This is a genomic window from Herbaspirillum sp. SJZ107, from assembly GCF_006715485.1.
Classification (GTDB): Bacteria; Pseudomonadota; Gammaproteobacteria; order Burkholderiales; family Burkholderiaceae_D; genus Telluria.
The window spans coordinates 1063028-1080646 of the sequence record NZ_VFNH01000001.1 but is presented as its reverse complement, the minus strand read 5'-3'; the positions used below and the strand labels follow the sequence as shown (position 1 = coordinate 1080646).

General features: G+C 68.7%; 15 protein-coding genes. 8 read left to right on the top strand and 7 right to left on the bottom strand.

The genetic code is table 11. The features are described from left to right. Positions 1-37: 37 nt before the first annotated feature. The 4 genes from FBX97_RS04905 to FBX97_RS04890 all read left to right on the top strand — a co-directional run bounded on the left by FBX97_RS04905 (position 38) and on the right by FBX97_RS04890 (position 4479). Positions 38-454, top strand: a complete 417-nt coding sequence (locus FBX97_RS04905) for a hypothetical protein (protein WP_141829161.1) — start codon at positions 38-40, stop codon at positions 452-454. Beyond that, positions 451-1875, top strand: coding sequence for a TolC family protein (locus FBX97_RS04900; RefSeq protein ID WP_141829159.1), 1425 nt, complete (start codon positions 451-453; stop codon positions 1873-1875). Before FBX97_RS04905 ends, FBX97_RS04900 begins: the two co-directional genes overlap by 4 nt. After that, the gene (locus FBX97_RS04895; RefSeq protein WP_141829157.1) at positions 1872-3242 is read left to right on the top strand and encodes a multicopper oxidase family protein; all 1371 of its coding nucleotides are present in this window, start codon (positions 1872-1874) and stop codon (positions 3240-3242) included. Before FBX97_RS04900 ends, FBX97_RS04895 begins: the two co-directional genes overlap by 4 nt. Positions 3243-3402: 160 nt before the next feature. Next, the gene (locus FBX97_RS04890; RefSeq protein WP_185748475.1) at positions 3403-4479 is read left to right on the top strand and encodes an FkbM family methyltransferase; all 1077 of its coding nucleotides are present in this window, start codon (positions 3403-3405) and stop codon (positions 4477-4479) included. On the opposite strand, the gene FBX97_RS04885 is transcribed toward FBX97_RS04890, so the two are convergent. The 3 genes from FBX97_RS04885 to tssF all read right to left on the bottom strand — a co-directional run bounded on the left by FBX97_RS04885 (position 4476) and on the right by tssF (position 10171). Next, a complete protein-coding gene (locus tag FBX97_RS04885) occupies positions 4476-7130 on the bottom strand; it encodes a heavy metal translocating P-type ATPase (RefSeq protein ID WP_141829153.1) in 2655 nt (884 codons plus the stop codon). The two genes, FBX97_RS04890 and FBX97_RS04885, sit on opposite strands and share 4 nt — an antisense overlap. Positions 7131-7205: 75 nt before the next feature. After that, on the bottom strand, positions 7206-8306 hold the full coding sequence (gene tssG, locus FBX97_RS04880) for a type VI secretion system baseplate subunit TssG (RefSeq protein ID WP_255517296.1): 1101 nt from the start codon (positions 8304-8306) through the stop codon (positions 7206-7208). Further along, positions 8303-10171 (bottom strand): type VI secretion system baseplate subunit TssF, encoded by a 1869-nt coding sequence (gene tssF / locus FBX97_RS04875; RefSeq protein WP_255517295.1) that lies wholly within the window; start codon positions 10169-10171, stop codon positions 8303-8305. Before tssF ends, tssG begins: the two co-directional genes overlap by 4 nt. Positions 10172-10322: 151 nt before the next feature. Here tssF and FBX97_RS04870 point away from each other — a divergent pair, with 151 nt between their 5' ends. Next, positions 10323-11033 carry a glutathione S-transferase family protein gene (locus tag FBX97_RS04870; protein WP_141829150.1) on the top strand — a complete coding sequence of 237 codons (711 nt, stop codon included), beginning with the start codon at positions 10323-10325 and terminating at the stop codon, positions 11031-11033. A gap of 7 nt (positions 11034-11040) precedes the next feature. Here the strand turns inward: FBX97_RS04870 and FBX97_RS04865 are convergent, their stop codons facing one another. Continuing rightward, positions 11041-11769, bottom strand: coding sequence for an SDR family oxidoreductase (locus FBX97_RS04865; RefSeq protein WP_141829148.1), 729 nt, complete (start codon positions 11767-11769; stop codon positions 11041-11043). A gap of 209 nt (positions 11770-11978) precedes the next feature. Between FBX97_RS04865 and FBX97_RS04860 the strand changes: the two genes are divergently transcribed. Both FBX97_RS04860 and FBX97_RS04855 read left to right on the top strand, forming a co-directional pair. After that, complete coding sequence (locus FBX97_RS04860) at positions 11979-13871, top strand: bifunctional diguanylate cyclase/phosphodiesterase (RefSeq protein WP_141829146.1); 1893 nt, start codon at positions 11979-11981, stop codon at positions 13869-13871. Positions 13872-14067: 196 nt separating this feature from the next. After that, positions 14068-14664, top strand: coding sequence for a TetR/AcrR family transcriptional regulator (locus FBX97_RS04855; protein WP_141829144.1), 597 nt, complete (start codon positions 14068-14070; stop codon positions 14662-14664). Here FBX97_RS04855 and FBX97_RS04850 read toward each other — a convergent pair. Then, complete coding sequence (locus tag FBX97_RS04850) at positions 14618-15556, bottom strand: pirin family protein (protein ID WP_141829142.1); 939 nt, start codon at positions 15554-15556, stop codon at positions 14618-14620. The genes FBX97_RS04855 and FBX97_RS04850 overlap by 47 nt on opposite strands. Before the next feature lie 2 nt (positions 15557-15558). Continuing rightward, entirely contained in the window at positions 15559-15942 is a 384-nt protein-coding gene (locus FBX97_RS04845) for an OsmC family protein (RefSeq protein WP_141829140.1), read from the bottom strand. 109 nt (positions 15943-16051) lie between these two features. Here FBX97_RS04845 and FBX97_RS04840 point away from each other — a divergent pair, with 109 nt between their 5' ends. After that, positions 16052-16993 (top strand): LysR substrate-binding domain-containing protein, encoded by a 942-nt coding sequence (locus tag FBX97_RS04840; protein ID WP_141829138.1) that lies wholly within the window; start codon positions 16052-16054, stop codon positions 16991-16993. A 111-nt stretch (positions 16994-17104) separates the two neighbouring features. Here the strand turns inward: FBX97_RS04840 and FBX97_RS04835 are convergent, their stop codons facing one another. Further along, positions 17105-17590, bottom strand: a complete 486-nt coding sequence (locus FBX97_RS04835; protein ID WP_141829136.1) for a hypothetical protein — start codon at positions 17588-17590, stop codon at positions 17105-17107. Between the last annotated feature and the right edge of the window lie 29 nt (positions 17591-17619).

The window sequence follows — 17619 nt, the reverse complement described above, 5'->3', positions numbered from 1 at the left end:
CCGGCGGCTTTTCCCCGCATCGTCGAACGAGGTTTTCATGCATACCGCATACCGTATCGCGCTGGCCGCCTGTGCCTGCGCGTGGCTGCTGCCGGCAGCCGACTCGCTGGCCCAATCCGCGGCCCCTGTCCTGACCGGGGCTGCTGATCCCGGGGCCAAGGTGCCCGCCACCACTTACCAACCCTCTATCGGCTACCGGCCGGAAGCGGGAGCCGGCACGCCGCCCGACCGCAACTGGGTCGCGAGCAATGCCACCGTTGCCGCCTACAACTCGATGTCCCTCACCATGAAAATGAAAGGCATGCAGGCGCCGGCCGATCCGCATGCCGGGCATGCCGCGCCTGCTGCAACTACTGCACCTGCTGAACATGCCGGTCACGCCATGCACGGCGCTCCCGCTCACCACGCCGATGCCGCCGCCCGGCCGGCGGCCCCGCCCGCGGAGTCGCCATGAGGACGGGTCGGCAACGCAGCGCCGCCGGCGCCGCAGTCGCAACGGCGGCGGCACTGCTGCTGGCCGGCTGCGCCACGGTCGCACCGGACGGCGGCTTCGGCACGGTGGCCGCCAGCACCCGCGCACGCATCGGCGCCGAGCCGCGCATTGTCCGCGATGAACCCGCCGCGCGCGCCCTGCAGCAGGAAGTACGCACGATGCTCGCCGCCCCGCTCGACATGGACGGCGCCGTGCGCATCGCCCTGCTGAACAACCCGGGCCTGCAGGCCAGCTACTGGCAGGTCGGCATCGCCCAGGCCGACCTGGTGCAGGCATCGCGCCTGCGCAATCCCGGGCTGGGGTTCAGGCGCGTCGGCGGCGGTGGCGACATCGAGATCGAACGCAGCCTGACGGTCGACCTGGCTGGCATCCTGACCCTGCCGCTGGCGTCGCGCCTGGAAGCGCGCCGCTTCGAGCAGGTCAAGCTGGACGTCGGCTACGCCATCGAACAGCATGCGGCGCAGACGCGCCGCGCCTGGGTCGAGGCGGTGGCGGCCAGCCAGGCGCTCGACTATGCGCGCCGGGTCGATGCCGCGGCCCGGGCCAGCGCCGAGCTGGCCGGCCGCATGACCAGGGCCGGCAACATGAACGGGCTGGAGCTGGCGCGCCAGCAGCTGTTCCAGGCCGAGACCGCAGCCACGCTGGCGCGTAGCAGCAAGCAGACGGTCGCCGCGCGCGAACACCTGACCCGGCTGCTGGGCCTGTGGGGCCAGGACGCCCAATACACGCTGCCGGCCCACCTGCCCGAGCTGCCGGCAGCGCCGGCCGAGCTGCCTGCGGTCGAACGCATCGCGCTCGAACAACGGCTCGACGTGCGCGCCGCCCGGCTGGATGCCGAGGCCACCGCGGCCAACCTCGGCCTGACCCGCGCCACCCGCTTCATCAACGCGCTCGAGATCGGCGCCGCCAGCAAGAGCGAAAGCGGCCAACCGCATGAACACGGTTATGAACTGCGCATCGAACTGCCGCTGTTCGACTGGGGCGGCGCCCGTAGCGCCAAGGCCGAAGCCATCTATATGCAGGCCGTCAACCGCGTGGCCCAGGCCGCGGTGACCGCGCGCAGCGAGGCGCGCGCCGGCTATCTCGGCTATCGCAATGCCTGGGAGGTGGCGGCGCACTACCGCGACACCATCATCCCGCTGCGCAAGCGCATCTCGCAGGAAGTGCTGCTGCGCTACAACGGCATGCTGGCCAGTTCGCTGGACCTGCTGGCCGATTCGCGCGAGCAAGCGAACGCGGTCTCCAGCTATATCGACGCATTGAAGGACTTCTGGCTGGCGCACGCCGATCTCGAGGCCGCGCTCGGCGCCCGCACCGGCGCCGCGAACGCGCAAAGCGCAGTGACGCACAGCACAGACACGCACAAGGAACACGCAGAATGACATCACGCAGGCATTTCATCACCGGCGCGGCGGCCATGGTCGGCGCAGCCGCCGTCACCAAGGCCGGCGCCGCCGGTATTCCCGAGGCGCCAGCGGCACCGTCGGCGGCCACCGTCCCGCCGCCGCCGCCGCCCAACGGCCGGCCCTACAACCCGGTCGTCACCTTGAACGGCTGGAGCCTGCCCTGGCGCATGAAGGACGGCGTCAAGGAATTCCACCTGGTCGCCGAGCCGGTGGTGCGCGAGATCGCGCCCGGCATGAAGGCCAACCTGTGGGGCTACAACGGCCAGAGTCCGGGGCCGACCATCGAAGTGGTCGAAGGCGACCGGGTGCGCATCTTCGTCACCAACAAACTGCCGGAAGTGACCAGCATCCACTGGCACGGCCAGTTCCTGCCGAACGGCATGGATGGCGTTGCCGGCCTGAACCAGCCCGCGATCGCGCCCGGCAAGACCTACGTCTACGAATTCGTGGCGCGCTACGCCGGCACCTTCATGTACCACCCGCACGCCGACGAGATGGCGCAGATCGGCATGGGCATGATGGGCTTCTGGGTGACGCACCCGAAAGACCCGCGCCAGCATGCGGTCGACCGCGACTTCGTGTTCCTGCTGAACGCCTACGACATCGACCCCGGCGCCTATACGCCCAACGTCAACGAAATGCTCGACTTTAATATCTGGACCATCAACAGCCGCGTGTTTCCCGGCACCGACCCGATGGTGGTGAGAAAGGACGACCGGGTGCGCATCCGCATGGGCAACCTGTCGATGACCAACCACCCCTTCCACATCCACGGCCACCGCTTCGAGGTCACCGGCACCGACGGCGGCTGGATCCCCCCGGCGGCGCGCTGGCCGGAAGTCACGGTCGACATCGGCGTCGGCCAGATGCGCGCCATCGAGTTCGTGGCCGACGCCCCCGGCGACTGGGCCTTCCATTGCCACAAGTCGCACCACACGATGAATGCGATGGGCCACGACGTGCCGAACCTGATCGGCGTCGACCACCGCGGCGTGGCCAGGCAGATCAACGACCTGGTGCCGGGCTACATGGTCATGGGCGACAAGGGCGGTTCGATGGGCACCATGAAGATGCCGTTGCCCGAGAACACGCTGCCGATGATGGATGGCACCGGCCCGTTCGGCCCGATCGAGATGGGCGGCATGTTCACCATGATCAAAGTGCGCGAGGGCCTGGCGCGCGGCGATTACCGCGATCCGGGCTGGTACAAGCATCCGGCCGGGACCGTGGCACGCGAGTGGACCGGCGCCGCGCCGGAACCGGTGCGCGCCCCGGCCACGGCGGCAGCGCCGGGCGAAACGGTGGGGACGGTCAAGCGCGGCGGCGGGCACGGCGGTCACTAGAGGCCGGCGTAGGGTGGACGGCTCCGCCGTCCACGCGTTCAAGCAGTGCCAGCGCAGAGCGAACGCAAGCAAATAAGTTCTCGCACACTTCTGATTCCGGCTAAGCGCCGCCCATTCCTCAGGCATAAACTCCCCTCGCATGACAACCAGGGGACCTGCCATGAGCCTGACCACGCGCCTACTCGAGAACCTGCAACTGCCCAGGAAACCGCGCGACGAGGACGGCGGCCCTTCGGCAGCACCGGCGGCGCCGCGCCAGGCGCCACCTGCGATGTCCTTCGTCGACCAGATCAACATCGTTCACACCGCCCTGTTCGGCTGGCCCTGCGACCAGCTCACCCCGATCGACGACTATCTCGCCTGCGACAACATCCACCAGGTCGGCTTGAAAATGCTGGATTCGCGCCGCTTCCGGTGGGACATCCGCGACAAGATCGGACTCTGGCCCGAGAACAAATGGGTGATGACGGAGTTCCGCGGCCTGAAGGTCTGGGTCAATTTGTTCGACGGCTTCGTTTCGTTCGGCGTCCTGTACGGCAACTGGGAAAATCCGGAAGCCGATTTCATGCTGTCCTGGCTGAAGCCCGGCGACGGCGTCATCGATGCCGGTGCCAACATCGGCGTGTTCACGCTGCAGGCGGCGCGCGCGGTCGGACCAAGCGGCAAGGTGCACGCCTTCGAACCGATGAAGACCACTTTCGGCATGCTGGCGCGCAGCGTCGAGGCCAACGATTTCGGCGCGCGCTGCGTGCTGTACAACGAAGGCCTCGGCGCCGCCGAGGGCGACGGCGCCTTCCACATGAGCATGCACCTGACCAACCCTGGCAGCTCCTACATCACGATGGACGGTGCGATGGACAGCGCCGGCCAGCCCAGCGCCGTGGCTGCCGGCGAGCGCATCCGCATCCGGCCGATCGACTCGATCGCTCATGCACACCGCATCCGCTTCATCAAGATCGACGTCGAAGGCTTCGAGCCGCACGTCATCCGCGGCGCGGCCAGGACACTGACCGAACACGCGCCCGTCATCCTCACCGAATTCTTCCCGCGCTCGCTGCGCGCCATCGGCGGCATCACGGGGCCGGACTACGTCGCCATGCTGGAAAAGCTGGGCTACCGGATGTCCGTGTTCGCGGCCGGCCGCGGCGGGGAAAAAGTCACGCCCGCCAATGCCTGCCGCTTCGACGACATTGCCGAGCCGATCAGCCTCGTATGCATGCCGGCCAACAAACGCTAGGCCGGCGCACGCGCGCTCACCGGATAGCCGGCCTCGTCGATGGCGCCGGCGATGCGGTCCAGGTCGGCGCTGCTGTCGATCCTGACCTTCTTGGTCGGCAGGTCGATATCCACGGTGGCGGCCGGGTCGATGCCCTGCACGGCTTTGGTCACGCGGCCTACGCAGTGCTTGCAGGTCATGTCTTCAACGGTCAATTCATACATCGCTTGCTCTCCTTGGGTTGGTGGCACACCGGCCGCCTGATGGTTGATTTGTTGCGCAGCGACGGCCGGCGCCGGCGCTGCGACAGGATCTGCCGCTGCCGCGGGCGGCAGTTGCAGCGCCGGCAGCGCCTGCACGTAAGCGGCAGCGGCAGCGGCAGCGGGATCGCGTACCGGCACCCAGCGCCGCAGCAGCAGCGCGTTCGTCACCACGCTCACCGAACTGAGCGCCATCGCCGCGCCGGCCAGCACCGGGTTCAGCAGTCCGAAGGCCGCGACCGGAATGCCGACCACGTTGTAGACAAAGGCCCAGGCCAGGTTCTGGCGGATCTTGCGGTAGGTACGGCGCGAAATCGCGATCGCATCCTGCACCAGCAGCGGGTCGCCGCGCATGAGGGTGATGCCGGCCGTATGCATCGCCACGTCGGTGCCGCCCGCCATGGCGATACCGACGTCGGCCGCTGCCAGCGCCGGCGCATCGTTGATGCCGTCGCCGACCATCGCCACCTTGCGCCCGTCCGCGCCCAGCGCGCGCAGGGCGTCGGCCTTGTCGCCCGGCAGCAGTTCGGCCAGATAACGCGACAGGCCCAGCTCGCGCGCCACCGCCGCGGCGCTGCCGGCATTGTCGCCGGTCAGCATCACTACCTCGATGCCGAGCGCCTGCAGGCCGGCCACGGCAGCGCGGCTGGTCGGCTTGATACGGTCGCCGAAGACCAGCAGGCCGCGCAGCGCGAGCGCACCTTCTGCGCCGCTGGCCAGCCAGGAAACGGTGCGGCCGTCGGCTTCGTGGCGTGCCGCCGCCTCGCGCAGCAATGCGACAGCTGTGGCGGACCTGCCCTGCCCGGCGTCCACGTCGGCGCCCAGCTCGCGCATCAGGCGCAGGTTGCCAAGATACACCGGTTCGCCATCGACGCGCGCCTGCACGCCGCGGCCGGGCAGCGCCCGCGCGTCGGTAGCGGCCGGCAGCGCCAGGCCGGCGTCGCGCGCGGCCCCAGCTACCGCTTGGGCCAGCGGGTGTTCGCTGTACTGCTGCACCGCCCACGCCAGCGCCAGCACCCGGCGCGGGTCGGCGCCTTCCACCGCCAGTACCTGCGGCCGGCCCTCGGTCAGGGTGCCGGTCTTGTCGAAGGCAACCACGCGCAGCGCATGCGCGGTCTCGAGCGCCGCCGCATCCTTGATCAGGATGCCGTGGCGCGCCGCGCTGCCGGTGCCGACCATGATCCCGGTCGGCGTCGCCAGGCCCAATGCGCACGGGCAGGCGATCACCTGCACCGCCACCGCGTTCAGCAGCGCGCCCTGCCAGTCGCCGGTGGCCAGGCCCCAGCCGAGCAGGGTCAGCAGCGAAATCAGCAGCACCACCGGCACGAACACGGCGCTGACACGGTCGACCAGGCGCTGGATCGGCGCCTTGGCCGCCTGCGCATCCTCGACCATGCGGATGATCCGGCTCAGCATGGAGTCGGCGCCGACCGCGCTCGCTTCCAGCAGCAGGGAGCCTTCGCCGTTGACGGCGCCGGCGCCGACACGGTCGCCCGGCGCCACCGCCACCGGCAGGCTCTCGCCGGTGAGCAGCGAGGCGTCGACGTGGCTGCTGCCGTCGAGCACGCGGCCATCGGCCGGCACCCGTTCGCCCGGGCGCACTACGAGCGTGTCGCCCACGCGCAGCGCAGCCAGCGCCACCTGCACGTCGGCCCCGCCGCGGCGCACCAGCGCGTGCGTGGCCTGCAGCGATTGCAGCGCGCGGATCGCGGCCACGGCCTGGCCCTTGGCGCGCCCTTCCAGCCATTTGCCGAGCAGGACCAGCGTGATCACCACCGCCGACGATTCGAAATACAGGTGCGCCGCGCCATCCCCGCCGCGCAGCAGCGTCCAGACCGACAGCGCATAGGCCGCCGAGGTGCCGAGCGCCACCAGCAGGTCCATGTTGCCGGCTCCGGCGCGCACGGCCTTCCAGCCGGCGCGGTAGAAACGCGCGCCCAGCCAGAACTGCACCGGCGTCGCCAGCGCCAGCTGCAGCCAGCCCGGCAGCATGGGGTGCAGGCCGAACGGCGCAGCCAGCATCGGCGCCACCAGCGGCAGGCTGAGCAGCGCAGCGAGGGCCACCGGCCACCACGCAGGCCAGCGCGATGCCGCCTGCCCGCGTGCGCCCGGCCCGGTACCGGCGCCGGCGGACTCCGCCTGGTGCGCCGGATCGATCACCAGCGCTTCGTAGCCGGCGCGGTCGATCGCCGCCAGCACCGCCTGCACGTCGATGGCGGCGCCCTGCACCCTGGCCTTCTCGGTGGCCAGGTTGACGCTGGCGTCGTCCACGCCAGGCACCCCGCGCAGCGCCTTTTCCACACGCGCGACGCAGGACGCGCAGGTCATCCCGCGGATGTCGAATTGCAATGCCGTGTTTGTGTGCGCCGCGCCAGGCGATACCGTGCCCACCTGATTTGCTGTCTGACTCATCCCGCCTCCATCGTATCCAGACAGGATATAGCTTCCCATCGTGGGAAGGTCAAGGGTGGCGTGTGCGGAAAGGCGTCAGGGCGTCGACGGCCGCACCGGCTCCAGTGCCGCCAGCGGCCGCAATGTGTAGCGCATGTCGTCGCGGTCGGCGGTGGCGGGCGCGGTCACGACGTAGCTGTCCAGTCCCAGGCGGCGGCTGCGTTCGCCCAGGCGCAGCGCCCGCAATTCGGTGCGGCGCAGCACCAGCACGACTTCATAGGACAGGGTCGGTGCGGCAAACAGGCCCAGCAGCGAGGCCAGCGTCGCGGCGCCGCTGCCGTGCGGCAAGAAACGCTCGAACTGGGCGCTGTCCACCGGACCGATGCGCACGCGCACGCGCAGGTCCGGCCGCCAGCAGCGCGCGCCCAGCAGCGCGGCCTGGCCCAGCACCGCATTGGCGCCGCCCAGCGCGGTGCACTCGCTGATGTCGAGCCGGTCCCAGTGCCCGATCCATTCCTGCAGCGCGACCGGCACCCGCAACAGGTCGGACAGCACCTGTCCCAGCACCGCCGCCGACGCCGGCCGCTGGCGCAGCACCCCGGCGTACAGCGCCAGCACCTCGTTGCCGATGCCGGCCGGCGCGCCGGCAGCGGCCGCCCCACCCGAAGTAGGGCCTGCCGCTGCGCCGGCCAGGCTGCCCGGCAAGGCACCCGCCAGCGCTCCCGACGGAAACCCGGCCAGCGCCAGCAGCAGCGGCAGAAAACGGTCGCTCGGCCCGGCCACCATGTGCTCGACCCGGTATTTCTTCCAGGCACCGTAGAACAGCGCCAGCATCCGGTTCGACAGCAGGTCGAGAAAGGCGCGCGGCGCTTCGTCCTGTTCGCTCGCGATCCAGGCCTGGATGCGCTCGGTGTAGTGGGCAGGCAGCGTGCCGTGCGCGCCGAGCAGGCCCATGAAGCTCGGGGTCAGGCGGAATTGCGGGCGTGCGATGGCCGGGTGGGCCGGCTTGTCGTGGACCAGCGCCAGCGCCTCGACCTGGCTGGCTGGAAAGCGCAGCGACAGGCTGTTGGCGAAACGCAGGTGGCCATCAAGCGCCTGTTGTGGCGGTACCCCGCGCTCTTCCAGCCACAGCAGCAGCAGGCGCACGGCCTGGAAGAATTCGAAGCGCTGCGGTTCGGCCAGCAGGCGCTCGATCACGGGCATTCCCGCACGCTGGTGCGCGCCGCGCAGGTGACGATCTCGCGGCCGCTGCCCTGCGCCACCACCTGCAGGCGGGTAAAACAATTCAGCTGGGCGTTCAGCGCAAAATAATGGTCGAGCACGCGCACGAACACCGCCAGCCCGGTACCCGTAAAGGCGTCTTCGTCGACCGTGACGCGGATACCGATGCCGGGCATCAGGGTCGCTACCGGCGCCGTCCTGACCCAGGCCCGCACCGCGCCGTGCTCGAGGCCGACGATGCCGGCGATCTGGCGCTCGGCCACCGGCGAGCGCGGCAGGTCGTACAGCGACAGCATCTTCTGGAAATCGGCCAGCCCCGCCATCGTCACCCCGGCCAAGTTGGGCGACAGGTGGGCGATCAGGCGCCAGTGGGCGCCGCGGGCGCTGTCGAAGCGCCAGGTCGGGGTCGGCTTGCGCAGCAGCCGGATCGGCGCAACGCCGGACAGCTCGTCGGTGCGCAGGTCGCCCTGCGGGTTGCCGTAGCGCAGCCGCGCCGGCGCATCCCGGTTGCTGCAGGTGAGATCGGTCGACAGGGTGGCGCCGGCGGTCTCGGTGCTGCGGAAGTCGGCGTCGACCAGCGCGATGCGCATCTCGTGGCCGGGGCTGACGGCGGCGGTGGCATGGTCGCGCCGCAAGATCCAGTAATGCATGCGCCCCTTGCCGCGCTCCGGCGGCGCATCCGGCCCGGTGCCCGTCTCGGCCGGGGCGTACAGCGGCGTGAAATGGGTGACGGCTGCGGCGCCGGCGCTGTCGCGCACCAGGCGCACCGCATCGACGCTGTGGATTTCATAGTCGGCCGCGTGCGCGGTGTCGGCCAGCAGCGGGTAATCGGCGCTGGTATACGACAGCTGCAGCGGCGCACCGGCCTTCGGGAACAGATTGATCACCGGGGTGCAGCCCGCCAGCAGGTTGCGCGGCGACAGGTTCGACAGCAGGTGGGCGGTGTCCGAATCGGGCGCGATGCCGCTCACGCCCAGGTGCAGCGTGAAACGCGTGCAGCGCGGCGGCAGCAGTGTCCGCAGTGCGTCCAGGTCGAGGTCGATGAAGTTGAATTTCTCCGGGTAGCAGAAATACTCGGTCAGCAGGCGCAACGCGGGGTGCGTGCGCGCCGGGAACGGCAGCATGGCGTCGGCCTCGTCGAAGCCGGCCAGGCGCAGCGGGACTTGCGCCAAAGGCAGCCAGCCCGGCTCGTCGCCGGCCTGCAGCCAGGCGCCGGCGCAGCGCAGGAACAGGGTATCGAGCAGCGCCGCGCGCAGCGAGGCTTCGCCGTCGGCGAACAGGCGCAGGCTGGACGGCAGCACGGTGCGCAGGTCGGCGCGGCCTGCGCTAACGGACAGGGTGATGGCGATGCCGGCGCCGACCCCGCGCGGCAGGCGCGTGGCGCGCGGGGCCGTCATCATCGGCGAAAATGCGACGCCGCTGACGGCGAGCGGCGCCAGCGCGACGTCGTACACGGTACGGAACTGGCACGGGGTGTCGTGGCCGGCGCCGGTGCGCAGCATGGTGCCGCGCGCCAGCACGGCCTGGGCCTGCGGCGTCTCGCCCTCGCCGCGGTAGCCGACCTGGACCACCGAGTACGAGGGCAGCGGCCGCAGGTAGTGCGGATACAGGCTTTCCAGCAGCGCTTCGGTGAATTTCGGGTAATCGTCGTCGAGGCGCTTCTTGATGCGCGCGCTCATCAGGGCCACCGACTGGATCAGGCGCGCCACCGCCGGGTCTTCGTAGGTCTCGCCGGACAGGTGCAATTCGCCGGCCGGCTTCGGGTAGCGGGCGCGGAATTCGCGCGCGAACTGGCCGAACAGGCCCAGCTCTTCTTCGTAATAGCGCAACAGCTCGTCCATTGAGACCTCAGGGCTGATTGTCCGGGACCAATATCCATGCTCCCATTCAATGCTTTTTCAGACCTTGCGGCCGATCAATGCCGAGCTCGCGCACCATGGTTACGCGCCCTTTGTTACCATGGGGTCCACAATCAATCGTGACGAGGATGCCATGACAGACCTGAACCGTTTCGAGGTCACGCGCAAGTGGCCGGCGCAGCACCCCGACCGCCTGCAGCTGTATTCGATGCCGACGCCGAACGGCGTCAAGGCCGCGATCATGCTGGAAGAAACCGGCCTGCCCTACGAGGTGCACCGGGTCGCGTTCGAGAAGGGCGACCAGAACTCGCCCGAGTACCTGTCGCTGAACCCGAACAACAAGATCCCGGCCATCATCGATCCGAACGGCCCCGGCGGCGCGCCGCTGGCGCTGTGGGAATCGGGTGCGATCCTGATGTACCTGGCGGAGAAGACCGGCCAGTGCATCCCGGGCGATGCGGCGGGCCGCTACGAGACCCTGCAGTGGGTGATGTTCCAGAACGGCGGCATCGGCCCGATGTTCGGCCAGCTCGGCTTCTTCCTGAAATTCGCCGGCAAGGACTGGGAAGACAAGCGCCCGCAGCAGCGCTTCCTCGACGAAAGCAAGCGCCTGCTCGGCGTGCTGGAACGGCGCCTCGACGGGCGCAGCTGGATCATGGGCGACGCCTACACGATCGCCGACATCAGCACCTTCCCCTGGATAAACGGTCTGCTGAACTTCTATGGCGCCGGCGACCTGGTCGGGGCCGACCGGCTGCCGAACGTGCAGCGCGTGCTGCAGGCCTTCCTGGCGCGGCCGGCGGTGGCCAAGGGCCTCAAGATACCCGCGGTGCCTGCCAAGTGACGGGGTATCAGCCCAGCGAACGCAGGTCGGCCACCACCTCGTCGCCGTAGCCGGCGCCCAGCAGGTAATCGACCAGGCGCTCGGCGCACTCGTCGGCATCGGCCAGGCTGCCGGTTTCCTTCAGGTCGACGAAGCGCTGGCGCATCGGGAAGCTGGCGGTGGGCGTCGCGCGGATCTCGGCCTGCATGCCGGTGTCGATCACGCCCGGCGCCAGGCTGCAGATCCTGACGCCGTGCTGCTCGTCCATGGCCACCGCGCGCGCGTGGTGGTCGAGCGCCGCCTTGGTGCCGCAATACACGCTCCAGCCGGGATAGGCATTCCGTCCGGCGCCGCTGGAAATATGCAGGATGCGCCGCTGCGCCCCGCTGCTGGCGCGCGCCACCGCCGCCGACAGCGCCAGCGGCGCCGCCACGTTCAGCGCCACCGCGCGCAGCACCGCCTGCGGGTCCTGCTGTTCCAGCGGTCCGACCGGGCTGACCATGCCGGCATTGTTCAGCAACAGGACGGCGCCGGTGCCGTCCAGGTAATCCGCCAGCGCGTGGCCGTCCAGCCACTGTGCCAGCGCAGTGCCGTCGGCCAGGTCGAGCTCGACCTCGTCGAACAGCTCGGGGAATTCGGCCGCCAGCTTGGGCGCGCGCGTGCGCGCCACGCCGAGCACCGGCACGCCGCGCGCCAGCAGGTTATACGCCAGCGAGGCGCCGAGGCCCTTGGTATGGCCGGTTACGATGGCTTTCATGATGGTCTCCAGATCCGTGCCGCGCGACGACACGGCTCGCGGCATGTTAAAGCAAGACGCGCGCACGACAAAGCGCAAGCTTTGCGTGCACCATTCGGGGGCAGAATTCGATACGCACCGGCAATTGTGTCCGGGAGCTGAACGGTGTGGCACAAACTCTTGTCGCATGGCAGAATCCGTCTGACTCGTCTCGACCTGGAAAGCGCACCATGCAAGCTCCGGACATCCCTCTCGACGAAGCGCGCCGCCTGGCCGCGCTGTATGCCACCCGCCTGCTCGGCAGCGCGCCGGAAGACGCCTTCGACCGCATCACGCGCATGGCGGCGCGCCTGCTGAAGATGCCGATTTCGCTGGTGTCGCTGGTCGACAAGGATATCCAGTGGTTCAAGTCGCGCTGCGGGTTCACACCTACCGAGTCGCCGCGCACGGTCTCGTTCTGCGGCCACGCCATCCTCGAACACGAACCGCTGGTGGTGCCCGACGCCCTGCTCGACCCGCGCTTCGCCGACAACCCGCTGGTCACCGGCGAGCAGCACGTGCGCTTCTACGCCGGCGTGCAGCTGTTCTCGATCGACCGCATGGCGATCAGCACCCTGTGCGTGCTGGACCGCGTCCCGCGCACGCTCGGCCAGGACGAACTCGACATCCTGCGCGACCTGGCACGCATGGTCGAGGGCCTGATCCAGCACCGCCAGCTGGCCAGCGCCGCGCGCTCGCTGTACGCCCACATGGAACTCGACCCGTCGAATGCCGAACTGTCCTCGGCGGCCGGCCAGGTCGAATTCCTGCTCAACCACGACGTACTGACCGGCCTGGCCAACCGCCAGTCGCTGGTGCGCGCCGTGGAAAAGCACCTGGCGGCCATGGGCGACAACGGGGCGCAGGGGAAAACCCTGGTTGCCTCGATCAACGTCGACAAGTTCAAGCGCCTCAACGAGCTGCTCGGCCACCACGGCGGCGACAAGGCGCTGGTGACGATCACGCGCAGCCTGCAGGCGCTGCTGCGCCCCGGCGACATGCTGGCGCGCGCCGGCAACGACGAATTCGTGCTGCTGCTGCCGGGCCTGGGCGACGACAGCGCCGCGCGCGACCGCCTGCGCCAGCTGATGCAGGCAGTGCACCACGAATACATGACGCCCGGCGGCCCGATCCCCCTCACCTGCAGCATCGGCTACGCAATCTGCCCCGACGACGGCGAGAACGGCGACCTGCTGCTGAACAATGCGGCGATGGCCATGCGCCGCGCCAAGGCGCTCGGCGGCGGCCAGATCCAGCGTTTTTCCGAAGAGCTGAAGCGGGCCGTCAACCGCAAGCTGACGCTGGAAAGCCAGCTGCGCCGCGCGCTCGACCAGGACGAGCTATTCCTGGTGTACCAGCCCAAGATCGACCTGCGCAGCGGCGCCGTGGCCGGCATCGAGGTGCTGCTGCGCTGGCACCATCCGGAGCACGGCACCGTGTCGCCGGTGGAATTCATCCCGATCGCCGAGGAATCCGGGCTGATCGTCTCGATCGGCGAGTGGGTGCTGAAAAGCGCGATCGCCCAGAGCCGCGCCTGGCATGCAGAAGGCGTCCCCGACGTCAACTTCGCCGTCAACCTGTCGGCGCGCCAGTTCCTCGCCACCGACATCGTCGCCACCGTCGACGCCGCGATGCGCGATGCCCAGCTGCCGCCGGGCATGCTCGAACTCGAGCTGACCGAAAGCATCTCGATCGACGACCCGGCACGCAGCGCCGCCCTGATGACGCGCCTGCGCGAGCTCGGCGTCACGCTCAGCATCGACGATTTCGGCACCGGCTACTCCAGCCTCAGCTACCTCAAGCGGCTGCCGGTCGACAAGCTCAAGATCGACCGTTCCTTCGTGCTCGACATGCACCAGAGCGCCGAATCGCTGGCCATGGTGCGCGCCATCATCGCCATGGCCCACAGCCTGCGCCTGGAAGTGATCGCCGAAGGCGTCGAGAACATCGCCCAGCTGGATGCGCTGCGCGCCGCGGGGTGCGACCACATCCAGGGCTATGTATTCAGCAAGCCGCTGCCGGCGGCCGAATGCGCCGCCTACCTGCGCCGCCACGCGGCGCGGGCAGCCGAGCCGGTGGCTTGAGGCAGGCCGGCAGCATCAGTTGTCAATTGTGCAAGCGAATTCCGGCTTCTCTGCTAGACTGTTTCCAGCGTGTCCGAAGCACCGCCACGCACAAAGCTGCGGACCTTCCGGTCCGCGCCAGCCCGCTGCCCGTCCCCCGCAGCCCCTCCCGGCCGGCATTCTATTATTACCAGTCGGCAACGGACGGCAGTAGCACATGCGATACACCGAAGAACACAAGGCAGAAACACGCGAGCGCATCCTCGACGAGGCGGCGCAACGCATGCGCCGCGACGGCATCTGCGGCACCGGGCTGGCGCCCCTGATGCAGGGCGTGGGCCTGACCCACGGCGCCTTCTACGCCCATTTCCCTACCAAGCAGGCGCTGGTCGACGCGGCCCTCGACACCGCCGTCGAGCAGTCGCTCGAGCGCTGGCCCAAGCCGGAGAACACGGCCCAGCTGCGCGCCTTCATCGACGAGTACCTGTCGCCGCAGCACCGCGACGATCCGGGCCACGGCTGCCCGCTGTCCTCGCTGGCGGCCGAACTGGGCCTGCGCGGCACGCCGAACGCGAATACCGACGTGCTGGTGGCCCGCTACGCGCGCCGGCTCGACGCCTGCACGCTGGAAGCCGGCCCCCATCAGGGCCTGGTGGCGCTGGCCGCCATGGTCGGGGCGCTGACGCTGGCACGCAGCGTCATTGACAAGCCGACCTCGCAACGCATCCTGGAGGCCGTGAACGCGGCGCTGTCGGTATCGGACGGGGTCAGGGATAACGCACCGGCCGTCCCGGCAGGTCCGGCAGCGGAATGAACTCGGTCTCGCCCGGCACATCCGCAAAACGGCGCGCGCGCCAGTCTTCCTTGGCCTGCTCGATCCGGTCTTCCGAACTCGACACGAAGTTCCAGGTCAGGTAGCGCGGACCGTCCATCGGCTCGCCGCCCAGCAGCATCACGCGCGCGCCCGCACCGCCGGCCGCCGCCAGCGTCAGGCTGGCGCCGGGTTTCAGCACCACCAGCTGGCCGGCGCCGAACATCCCGTCCCGGCCCAGGTCGAGCGAACCCTCGACCACGTACAGCGCCTGCTCCGGATACTCGGCCGGCATGGCCAGGCGCGCGCCCGGCTGCAGGACCAGATCGACGTAGAACATCGGCGATGCCACCGGCACCGGCGAGCGCTTCCCGAAATAGTCGCCGGCGATGATGCGGGCATGCGCGCCGTCGCCCTCGATCGTCGGCAGCGCCTCGGTGCCGAGGTGGACGAAGCCCGGATCGATCTCTTCCTTCGCCTTGGGCAGCGCCACCCAGCACTGCAGCCCCGACAGGATCGAGCCGGCCGCGCGCGGGCCCGGGCCGGTGCGCTCGGAGTGGACGATGCCCTTCCCGGCCGTCATCCAGTTGACTTCGCCCGGCTTGATGTCCTGCACGGTGCCCAGGCTGTCGCGGTGCGAGATCTCGCCAGACAGCAGATAGGTGACGGTAGCCAGTCCGATGTGCGGATGCGGGCGCACGTCGATGCCGCGCCCCGGCTGGAACACGTGCGGTCCCATCTGGTCGAGGAAGACGAAGGGACCGACCATGCGGCGGTCCTTGTGCGGCAGCGCGCGCCGCACTTCGAAACCGTCGCCGAGGTCGTGGGTGCGCGGGACAACGATGGTCTCGAGCATGCTGTCGTCGTCGAGATGGTGCGGATCGAGGGTGCTCATGATTAATTTGCCTCCGTGGTGATATTGATCTGCCCGGACAGGGTCTTGTGGACCGGGCATTTGTTGGCGACCTCGGTCAGGCGCGCTTTTTCGTCGTCGGACAACTGGCCGATGTAGTGAATCGTACGGTGCAGGGCATAGGCCGCGCCTTCCTGGCCGTGGCGGATGCCGACCCGGACCTCGTCCAGTGCGTAGCCCTTGCGCTTGGCATACAGGTTGACGGTCAGCGTGGTGCAGGCCGCCAGCGCCGCGGCCAGGATATCATGCGGTTCGGGACCGCTGGCCTCGCCGCCGAACTGCGGAGCGACGTCGGTCAGGATGCGATGCGGTCCGATCTCGATCACCTGCTGCAGCGGCCCGGTGCCGCGGTGCGTCGTCACTTCCATGGTGCCCTCCCGTTCTCGATGTGATGGACCTCATTATGGACAAGCCGCCATCCTAAAGAAAACGAGTTATTTTCTTGTCTATCATCGATTTTTTCGATAGATTGCCGCCATGCTCAAACTCAGTCTCGATGCCCTCCTCACCGTCGACACCATCGCCCGCCGCGGCAGCTTTTCCAGTGCTGCGAAAGAATTGTTCCGGGTGCCATCGACGATTTCGTACACCGTGTCCAAGCTCGAGGAAGACCTTGGCGTGCAATTGTTCGAACGTTTCGGTCCGCGCGTGGTGCTCACCGCGGCCGGCGAGGAGCTGCTGAAGGAAGGACGCTACCTGTTGAAAGCGGCGAGCGACCTCGAGAGCCGGGTGCGGCGCGTCGCGTCCGGCTGGGAGACCGAATTCGCGATCGGGGTCGATTCGGCGCTGTCGCCGCTCGGGCTGCAGGACGACATCCGCGCCTTTTACGAAGCGGCCGATCAGACCCGCCTGCGCATCGTCAAGGAAGCGCTGTCCGGCACCTGGGAAAGCCTGCTGGACCGGCGCGTCGACCTGCTGGTGGGCGCCGCCGGCGAAGGCCCGTCCGGCGGCGGCTACACGGCCGAGCCGCTGGCCCACATGAGCTTCGTGTTCGTGGTGGCCCCTAGCCATTCGCTGGCACGGGTGCCGCACCGCCTCGGCAAGGCCGACCTGGCGCCCTACCGCGCCGTGTCCGTCGCCGATTCGGTGCGCACGCTGCAGGCGCGCACCGTCGGCCTGCTGTTCGGCCAGGACACCATCACGGTGCCCGACATGCAGACCAAATACGAATTCCAGCTGGCCGGCCTCGGGTTCGGCTTCCTGCCCGAAGCCTGGGCCCGTGCGGATATCGCCGCCGGCCGCCTGGTGGCCAAGGCGGTCGAGGAACCCAAGCCGGACGAGACTTTGTACCTGGCCTGGCGCACCGGCGAGGATGGCGCCGCACTGCGCTGGTGGCGCGAGCGGATGCGCAGCCATCCGCCGCTGGCGCGCATGCTGACGATGAATTGTCCGGTCGAGCGCGCTGCCGGCGTGAGCTAAGAGCGTCTGAAGCAGGCGAGCGAAAGGAATGTGGATCGCTGTCTGCTCGTCCCTTAACTGCTGGGTGCCTAACCAAGGCCGTGTACGTCCGCTGTCGACCCAAAGCGGAAGTCACTCCTCAATAGGCACCCAGTCTGGTGGGAGCTGATGCCATGGTGCGTCCGGAAATTTTTTAGCCAGTGCTTGCTTTTTTAGACGCTCACGTCTGATGCTTCCGCCGACTGACCATGCATCCGCGCTGCCGTTGTAGTCCATTTTCAATCGGTCGGGCACATGGAACTCAGCGTCGTACGCAGCGATAATTTCGTAATCTTGGATATTTGCATCGTGTACTTGGGTTGTTCCAATGATTACTCCACCCTTCCAGATAGTCACCTCCGTAGTACCCACGGGCCATTGCACCGTGGCTGCCTGGTCGCGAAGCGCTGTATGAACAGGATGCGTTCCAAGGCTCAACCACTTTCCTGATCTAACAGCCTGTCCTATGGAAGGATATCCAACTAAGAAACGAGACATGACTTCGGCAGAAAGCGCAGCAGGAATTGAGACGATTTCGCTTCTTATACGGAAGAAGCCAATGCTTTTCTCTGGCGCCACTTGACCGTAGTAGATGAACCGGTCATTAC